Below are 9,267 nucleotides of genomic sequence, written 5' to 3' on the forward strand. Positions count from 1 at the left end.
TTATTAGGTATTTTTTCCGCTATATCGTTTATTTTTGGTATTATTTTCGCTGCTGCTGAAAGTTTAACACGAGAAGCATTTCCGGAAAAAATCCAACTATGGAAAATTTGGTCAAAAAAAGGTGCAACGAGCATGCAAGTTCTGGGAAGAACTATTGGTGGCTATTTAATTTTAGGATTTGATTTTGCGTTCATTATTAGTATTTACTATTTCGCTTCTCGCTATTTTGGTTGGTGGACTCCTTCATCAACGCTCATTGATCCAAATATCATAGCCACTTATGCTCCTTGGCTTGGTGCGGTGGGCCAATCGCTTTCTGCTGGGTTTATGGAAGAATGTCTATTTAGAGCAGTTCCTCTTGCTGGTGCAGCACTTATTGGCAAACGATATGGTAATGCAAAAGCATGGATCTTTACTGCTTTTATTTTACAAGCAATTATTTTTGGCGCAGCCCATGCCAATTATCCATCTCAACCAGCGTATGCTCGTTTAGTTGAACTTATTATTCCTTCATTTGTATTTGGCGGTATTTATTTAGCCTTTGGACTTTTGCCCGCAATTATTTCTCATTTTACTTATGATGTTGTCTGGTTTTCATTGCCGATTTTTTTATCATCAGTAAATGATATGTGGCTCAGTCAATGCTTAGTCATTTTATTAACTCTCATTCCGATATGGATAGTACTATTCGCTCGTTTGCACAGCGGCTATTGGTCTGAAATAAGTAGAAATTTATATAATAAGGCATGGCAACCCAAAGAAAAACCAATTTTTGAGCCCATAATAAAACAACCGGTCGAATTTATTACCGAAAAACTCCGTTATAGAAATTGGTTATTTATAGCTGGTACAACTGGTTTAATTGTTTGGCTTTGCACTACACCATTTGCTCATAATGGCATAAATTTAAAAATAGATAAGCAAACGGCAAAAACAGAGGCAAACGAAACGCTTGCTCAAAAAAATATTATATTATCTGATCCATGGCAACAATCTGCATTTGTGCAAGCGCAAATAAATGAACAACATAAATTTCTCTGGCGCACTAATCAATATTTACACAAAAAACTTCTTGGCAATTATCTTATGCCAGCGCAATGGCAAATCCGTTACGCACAATTTGAAGGAAATATCGTTGAACGCGCTGAAGAATACAACGTTTTTGTAAATCCTGATGGATCAGTTGTACGCATATCGCATCAACTGCCAGAATCCAAAACAGGACAAAGTTTATCAGAATCTGAAGCACGTACTTTGGCTTATAAAACTATTAAAAATCAGTTTGGTCTTGAAGCAAAACAACTGATTGAAATTTCGGCAGTCTCATATAAAAGACCCGAACGACTTGATTGGGTATTTACATTTAAAGATCCAATTGCATACCCTAAAGAAACGGATTCTGATGAATATGGTGAAGCACGAATTAATATAGAAATTGCAGGTAATACTCTCGCTGATTATTATCGTTACATTTTTGTACCTGAAGAATGGAAGCGCGTTGAAAAGCAAAATCAAACAGTGTTTTCTATTTTAATGAGTATATGTTTACTTATTTTAGCAATTTTATTTATTTCTTGTGGATTACGCGCTATCAACCAATGGATTCATCATCAATTTGCCCAAAAAACATTCTTTATTATTTTCTTTTTATTACTCGGTAAATCGGTTATTCAATTTTGGAATTTGTTTCCAATTTTTATTGCCACATTTAAAACAAGTGAACCTTATAACAATCAATTGATTACGTTCGCTGGCTCATTATTTATACGAGTACTTTTTACTTCTCTTGGTCTTGCACTTATATTTGGTTTTATAAAAACAGCAACATTCTTTTTGCAACGAATTCGTGATATTTATGAGCGAATTCTTTTTGGAGGTATAGCCGGAATTATTATTAGTGGTTTTATTGCATTAGCAGAAAAATTATCCCCATCTTTATCACCACTATGGCCTAACTATCTTCATGCCTCTGCCCGTTTTCCTTCAATAAGTTTTGCGCTTACGCATTTTACTACTTACATAACAACCGCATTAACTTTCTATTTACTCTTTAAGACTCTTGATTACCTAAGCCAAAGTTGGTCAAAAAATCTTTGGCAAACAACGGTTTTATCATTAATACTTGGCATAGCTTATAAAGGATCAACAGGTATTGAACATATTAATACATGGCTTTTATTTGGTTCATTATTTGGCGTAGTATTGCTCGAACTTTATATTCATTTAATACGGTTCGATCGCACCATAATTCCTTATCTGGCAGCAGTAATTTCTATTTTGGAAATTATACAAGAAACTGTTTTTGGTGCATATCACGGAATATATTTAGGTACTTTATTTGCTATAATTATGATTGGTACTTTTTCTATTTGGTGGTCTGAGCAGTTATATCAAACAAAAGAATAAAAATTAAAAAAAAAGGAGAAGTAGTGAAAAAAAAGCTCAGTATTTTATTATTATTGTTCAGCGTTGAAATCAATGGTATTGATAAAAACGATTTGTTACAAAAGCCTAAGCAACAAATCGGCAATATTACTTGGGATCGAACTACCCATCAAACAGCAGAAGGCCAATTATATGAGTTCCAAGTAAATTTAATCCCCGGAGAAGATAGAATTAATTTGGCTCAAATGCCTTTGTTCAGTCTACTAACTGGTATTCCCGCGATAGGTATTTATGGCACACCATATAATTTTAGAGAGAGACATGCACTTATTCGGGTTGATCCGCTTTTTTTAATTGCAGCATTGCCAGCAACTCTTTCTCAAGCATTAAAAAAAGCTTTTAATATGCAAGATCTTGAAAATATATTAAAAAATAAAACTGTCTTTGCACAAATTATAATTAATGGCTTACTCAATAATCAAGATGCACGCAACAAAAGTTATAATATGGTATTTCATCCATTTGGTTACGCTTTTACTAAACAACAATTTTTCAATGATAACATTCCCATGGGAATTTTTGATTCTAATAGTTTACGAACAGCTGATATTGCTTCAAATACCTTTTCTGCTCTTAACGTTAATGCTCATACGCCACAAGATATTTCTCCTAATAACGCTAAAATTCATGTAGAAAATCGAGAATTATCTACCTTTTGGTCTGCTGCATATTCACTTAATAAACAATATCTTGCTCTTACTTATCATATTTTAGTCAATACGCCACAACAGCAACAGGCACTCGCTCAAAAAACACAAGCCGCTAATAATTTAGGTGACTTATTAACCTCATTTGCTCTGTGGAAAGATAGCTTATCGCCCATTGATGCACTAATAATCCAAGACGCTATTGACACAATCGATGCAATTTTAGATGGTAGTGAATATCTCGAACAAGGTGAATTAGTGAAAACACTCAAAAAATTAACTCGAGAGCTAAAAGGTTTACATAATAAACTCAATGTCTTTACTGCATAATCATTGATTTTTAATACAATAATTATTACTATGATAATTATAAATAAAAAAATAAGGAGAATTAATGAATATTAAAAAAATATCAATAGTGAGTTTATTATTTTTATATAATTTTTTTAGTTATACCATGGAAACAAAAGAAAGACCTGTAAAAATACAAAACCCTCTAAATATAAACAATAGAGAAAATTCTTTGCACCATAGACGAGTTACCGAAATCCGCAAAAGAGACAGTAGCGATAATCTGAAAGAAAATTTTATTTTTGAACTACATCCTCAACATCCTAATTTTACAAAAAAGTAACTATTTCTCTTAAGTTTTTTGAACAAATCATGATATCTACCTCTAACAAATTATGCTATTATTGATAAGCATTAACTGAGGAGTATCATATGATTTTATCTGGCAATGAAATTTACCGTCAACTAAATAAAAATATTATTATTGAACCATTTCATTACGCTCAATTGAACCCCAATAGCTATAATCTTCGATTGCATAATAAATTGCTAGTTTACACTGATTCAATCTTAGATATGAAACGTAAGCACGAAACAAAAGGAATTATTATTCCTCAAGAAGGGATAGTATTAGAACCAAATAAATTATATCTTGGCCGAACTATAGAATATACAAAAACTGAAAATTTTGTGCCTATGCTAGAAGGAAGATCTTCAATTGGTCGCCTTGGCCTTTTTATTCATGTGACTGCTGGATTTGGTGATGTAGGTTTTGCCGGTTTTTGGACGTTAGAAATCTTTTGTATTCAGCCTATTCGTATTTATCCATCTACTGAGATATGCCAAATTTATTATCATACGATTCATGGTGATTTTACTCGCTATCAAAGTAATAAATACCAGGATAATAAAGATATTCAGCCAAGTTTTTTATATAAAGATTTTGATGAAATTTAGAACTGAATATGTTACTTAATTTACCTACGTGCTTTTGCTGACTTGTTTTCAACTTGTTTTATACTTTCTTTTAATGATTGCAATAATTCTTTCGGTACTTTTTTTAATACTGCTTTTTGCGCTCGCTTTTTAATAACTTTTTTCCCTTCAGTAACTCGTTGAATTTGCTTTTGAAGTTCTTCATTAAAAGTATCTTTAAAATCAGTTATATCAAATTCTTTTTTTGTTAATGATTTTATAAATTTTTCAGCAAGATTACGTTCTTGTTTCGTTACTTCTGCGGTAACTTTTACCGATAATTCTTCTACCCGCGAAATTGGTCTAATTTCATACGCATAATTCAACGTAGATAATAAAAAACCTGTTTGATAAGGTTGGATGCTGCATACATATTCTTTTTCACGCAGTACAAATTTACCAATTGCAGTCACTTGCATTTCTTTCATAATTTCTGTGAACAGAAAATATGCTTTTTCTGTCACTTTTTGCGGGGCTAAATAATAATGAGAATCAAAATAAATTGGGTCTATTTTTGTTATATCAATAAATTCAATAACTTCAATAACATCAATAGTTTCCGGTTTCATTTTTTCAATTTGCTCTTTTGTTAAAATAAAATAAGAACCATCCGCCAATTCTTTTCCCTTAATAACATCTCCCCATTCAATTATTTTTTTACAATGAGGACAAAACCGTTGATAAGAAAGAGGGGTATGGCATTTTGCATGTAATAATTTAAATCCTAAAGATTGTGATTCTATTGCTGAATATAATTTTATTGGAATGTTAACTAATCCAAATGCTAACCTTCCCTTCCATAATGCTTTCATCTTTTTTCCTTTTTTTTAATTTTTTACAAGAATTAGTATGAAAAGAAATACATTAAAATATCTAGGATTTTTTAACAAAAATAGGACCAATTTCTTGGTCCTAAATTATCACTAATAAAATTTTTGCTTTTTTTAGCAAACACATTTTTCTTTTGATTTGCCACATGAGTCACATTTTTTGCATTTTTCGCAAGTTTTGCCTTCTTTACGGCACATTTCGCAACTTCTTTTTTCGTTATTATTATTCATATTATTATTGTTATTATTATTATCATTCATAAAAACTCCTTTTAAATATATATTAAAAAACAAGAAAAAATTTATCTATTTTTTAATCGGCTCAGGACGACAAGTACAATCCATGTTTGGCTTACCGCATCTAACACATTCTAAAACACTTTTAATTTCTTTAATACATTCAGCACATTTTTCACCTTCTTGCAAGCACATTTGGCAACGATCTCTTGGTTCGTTATTCATTATTGTCCCTTTAATAATAATTTATTTAATTTTAATTATTATATTTTTTTATATCGGTACATAGTTGCGTATTTTTTTCTTTGTTGTTTTTTTTGTTTTTCGAGCTCTTCTTCCTTTTTCTTTATCTGTTCTCCCTTTTTTTTGATAATTTCTACAACCCCTCTATATTTTGATGGCTTTAAAGGAAACGGGTATAAAGGAAGTACTATATTAGGTGGAAGCGGAATAATCTTGTTTTCATCAAAAAACTCATTTGCTAGAAACTTAACATAGAAAATTTTATCTAACATCCCAAAATATATTTTATGTTCATCAGGAGTATCATAATAAGAAATAATAACATTATGAAGCTCTACGGGATCACCGCCAATTTCAAACGGATTGCGGCAAATTAATTTTCTTATAAAATGTCTTACCTGTATTTTAAATTCCCATTCAGCGGGTATAAACCCATCAATAATTTGATAAAAATCAAATTCGGTTGCATCTATTTGAGAAAAATAAAAATAAGAACGTTTCGTTATATTAGGTACAATAATGGGAAATAATTTGTCATCACCAGGTTCATCATCAATAATCTTAAGAGACGTTAAAATTTCACCACGAGTAAATTCTTGTAATGAACTTAAAAAATTTTCGGGTTGAATTATAATAAAAGCTTTATTCTTTATTATAATTTCACGATCTTCTGCCTGTGCAGCCTCTACTAAAACACGAGTTAATCTAAATATTTTTTTATCAAATTCAATTACTGAAAACCATTCAGTACCTGGAAATCGAATAACGGGGATCTGAACATACGGAAGCGCTAAATTTTCATGTGGATGAACAGATAAAACTAAATTTGATAATGATGGTAATTCTTTTTTATTAGAAAAAGGATCCATAAATGCATGACTCAATAAAAAAAAATCATCAAAATTCTGATCGGTTTTTGAAATTATAAATCTTTGGGTACTCTCATCATATTCTAAATTAATTAGCTTTGAAGTTATAACTGAATATAGTAAAGAACTCGCAATTACTGCATAATTCAAAGCAATAGGATGTTCAACCCTTAAAGGCAATGATTTATCAGCTTTAAGTGGGTAGGTATAAGGTTGCTCATAAGGTAACTTAAGATGCGGTCCACCTATTTTACACGTATCATAATAAAATAATTTTGTTTTTATGCTATTATTCCAAAACTTTAAAAGCTGTTTGAACCCATTTATGGATAATCCAGCGATAATTTCGTCTGATCCATGTCCATTTAAATATAAATACCATTCGTTCAAACATTGTATAATTTGCTGGGGATTATTACCCAAATCATTTTTTGTCACAAAAATTTTAGATAATAAAAAGAAAAATTCTTTTTCAAAATCAATTTTAACATTTATATTAAACTTCTTGTAATCAAAAGGATCTTGCACAGTTTCTTGATTAGAGTATTTAAGACCTAAGAAGATATCTTCGAATGGGATATTTACTGTACATTCTAATTCTTTTAGCTCTTTTTCAAACCTTTCTCGTTCAGTGCTATTCAATAATTCTTTTGCTTTTTCAATATCCTTAAGTTTTTGAGAATGATGATCTTTTAATTCATTGATATAATTTTTCGGAATTAATAAAAGAAAGTAATCACTTATTTTTTTTATTATCCATTCATTGGAATTAAACTGTAACGCCCAACAAACTGCAAACTCATTAATTTCTTCAGGAACTTTTTTCTTTTGTATAAATTGATTACATAAAGAGTGAAATTTTTTCAGAAAATTTTCACTCGGGAATTCAGATTTATAATTTTCTATTAATTTCGGTAAAGGCTTGTTAATAAAATCAGTAAATATGACACGACGTTTGACAAAATTATTCCATGTTGCTGTTGAAACTAAGATTGGATTTTTAGCTGACTTTAACGCCGTTATTAGTGTCTGTGTAATCGGACCAAATTGATTATACTTTTGTTGGAAGTCTAATCTTTCTACATGCCAATCTAAGGGTATTATCAAATTACGAGGACCAGGCAAAATATGGACAGCATTTATTATCTGTGACATGTAAAAACAAATAAATAAAAAAACAATTTTTTTTAACTTCAACTACTTCTCCATTAAAATTGAGTTTTTATTATTTTAGATCATTATTTAAAAAATATTCAATAATCTTTTTATTTAAATAAAAAGATCTCCCTAAAAATATTTAGAGAGATCTTTTCAAAGTTTATAAAAAATTTTTATTTTAATCTTTCTGAATTTTGTAAAGTATATTAATAAAATGACCAATTTTTTCTTGATTTAATAAGCGACAATCTAACCAAAAATCTAAAGAATTCCCATATTTTTGCTCATCATAATTTGGTTTATTTGGAATCATATAACCAAAATGGCGTAATATAATTTTTTGTTGCTCTTTTTTTGGCCAATTTTTATAATCATTAATAAATTCTTTAATTTCAGGATTTAATTCGTCAAAACTGGTTTTATAATCCAGATCATAAAAATCAAATAAACTTTTATCTTTTTTTGATTTTTTAGAAAATTCAATACCACCATTTATTAAACATGGCAGAAAAAACAAAATAATAATGAGTCGATTTTTCATTATTAAACTCCCTCAAAGTTAAAGTCTTGAAATTAAAAAGAATTAGTTCACAATATCAAATGACACAAAAAAAATAAACTTAATTTTTTTATATATTACAAAAATAAATCTTTTATTAAATGCTTATTATCAATACTTAATAAATTTTGTCTTTAAGATTATTTAGAAAATTAAAAAAAATTTAATGGAAAATGAAGCGCTTAATGGCTTAAAGATATTTATTGTGAGAAATTTTTCGAATCCAAAATTTACTTGCTTAAAGTTTCAAAAAGATTCTACTCGCTATTCATGCTCAATTCTAAAAAAAATGGATTTTCTGGAGTAGAATAAATTAAATCATTTATTGAAAAAAAATTAATAAAAAAAAACCTCGAATATTTCATCGAGGTTTTTTTAATTTAGATCTGGCGGTACCTGCTTTCCCGGGCCGTCTCCAGCCAAGTATCATCGGCGCTACAGACTTAACTTCCGTGTTCGAGATGGGAACGGGTGTTTCCCTGTAACTATGCCCACCAGAAAATTTTTATTCCAAAGATCTAAATTTTTCTTGTGCAAAATGTATGACCTTAAACGTCAACATCAATTTTTCAATGTTAGCGCAAATTTGCTTATTAAGTTCGTAATTAAAACTTTCGGTCTATTAGTACTGGTTAGCTCAATACATTACTGTACTTACACACCCAGCCTATCAACCTTGTAGTCTTCAAGGGACCTTATTGCTAGCCGAAGCTAGCAGGGGTATCTTATCTTGAGGCGAGTTTCCCACTTAGATGCTTTCAGCGGTTATCTCTTATAAGCTTAGCTACCCAGCGCTGCTCTTGTTGAACAACTGGAACACCAGAGGCTTACCCATCCCGGTCCTCTCGTACTAGGGACAGCTCCTCTCAAATACCCTACGCCCACGACGGATAAGGACCGACCTGTCTTACGACGGTCTGAACCCAGCTCACGTACCACTTTAATTGGCGAACAGCCAAACCCTTGGGACCTTCTCCAGCCCCAGGATGTGATGAGCCGACATCGAGGTGCCA

At 30.7% G+C, this 9,267-nt stretch carries 9 protein-coding genes and 2 rRNA genes; 4 read left to right on the forward strand and 7 right to left on the reverse strand.

Translation table 11 applies throughout. From position 1 onward, the window contains the following. The 4 genes from WDZ41_00005 to dcd all read left to right on the forward strand — a co-directional run. Window positions 1-2,406: CPBP family intramembrane glutamic endopeptidase (locus WDZ41_00005; GenBank protein ID MEX0939725.1), on the forward strand; the 2,406-nt coding region annotated here is incomplete at its 5' end. Window positions 2,407-2,429: 23 nt separating this feature from the next. Next, a complete protein-coding gene (locus WDZ41_00010) occupies window positions 2,430-3,422 on the forward strand; it encodes a hypothetical protein (GenBank protein ID MEX0939726.1) in 993 nt (330 codons plus the stop codon). A gap of 64 nt (window positions 3,423-3,486) precedes the next feature. Further along, window positions 3,487-3,726 (forward strand): hypothetical protein, encoded by a 240-nt coding sequence (locus WDZ41_00015; protein ID MEX0939727.1) that lies wholly within the window; start codon window positions 3,487-3,489, stop codon window positions 3,724-3,726. An 89-nt stretch (window positions 3,727-3,815) separates the two neighbouring features. Further along, complete coding sequence (gene dcd / locus WDZ41_00020; GenBank protein ID MEX0939728.1) at window positions 3,816-4,340, forward strand: dCTP deaminase; 525 nt, start codon at window positions 3,816-3,818, stop codon at window positions 4,338-4,340. Window positions 4,341-4,360: 20 nt separating this feature from the next. Here dcd and WDZ41_00025 read toward each other — a convergent pair whose 3' ends face one another. From WDZ41_00025 to WDZ41_00055, 7 genes are all read right to left on the reverse strand, one after another. Further along, window positions 4,361-5,170, reverse strand: coding sequence for a Ku protein (locus WDZ41_00025; GenBank protein ID MEX0939729.1), 810 nt, complete (start codon window positions 5,168-5,170; stop codon window positions 4,361-4,363). Window positions 5,171-5,302: 132 nt separating this feature from the next. Then, a complete protein-coding gene (locus tag WDZ41_00030) occupies window positions 5,303-5,449 on the reverse strand; it encodes a hypothetical protein (protein MEX0939730.1) in 147 nt (48 codons plus the stop codon). 45 nt (window positions 5,450-5,494) lie between these two features. Then, window positions 5,495-5,650, reverse strand: a complete 156-nt coding sequence (locus WDZ41_00035; protein MEX0939731.1) for a hypothetical protein — start codon at window positions 5,648-5,650, stop codon at window positions 5,495-5,497. Window positions 5,651-5,688: 38 nt separating this feature from the next. Then, complete coding sequence (locus WDZ41_00040) at window positions 5,689-7,692, reverse strand: hypothetical protein (protein MEX0939732.1); 2,004 nt, start codon at window positions 7,690-7,692, stop codon at window positions 5,689-5,691. A 181-nt stretch (window positions 7,693-7,873) separates the two neighbouring features. Continuing rightward, complete coding sequence (locus WDZ41_00045; GenBank protein MEX0939733.1) at window positions 7,874-8,236, reverse strand: hypothetical protein; 363 nt, start codon at window positions 8,234-8,236, stop codon at window positions 7,874-7,876. 402 nt (window positions 8,237-8,638) lie between these two features. Further along, window positions 8,639-8,753, reverse strand: a 5S ribosomal RNA gene (gene rrf / locus WDZ41_00050). Window positions 8,754-8,855: 102 nt separating this feature from the next. Next, a 23S ribosomal RNA gene (locus WDZ41_00055) occupies window positions 8,856-9,267 on the reverse strand; the annotation flags it as partial.

Source organism: Candidatus Babeliales bacterium, assembly GCA_040879965.1.
Taxonomy (GTDB): Bacteria; Babelota; Babeliae; order Babelales; family JACPOV01; genus JBBDJI01.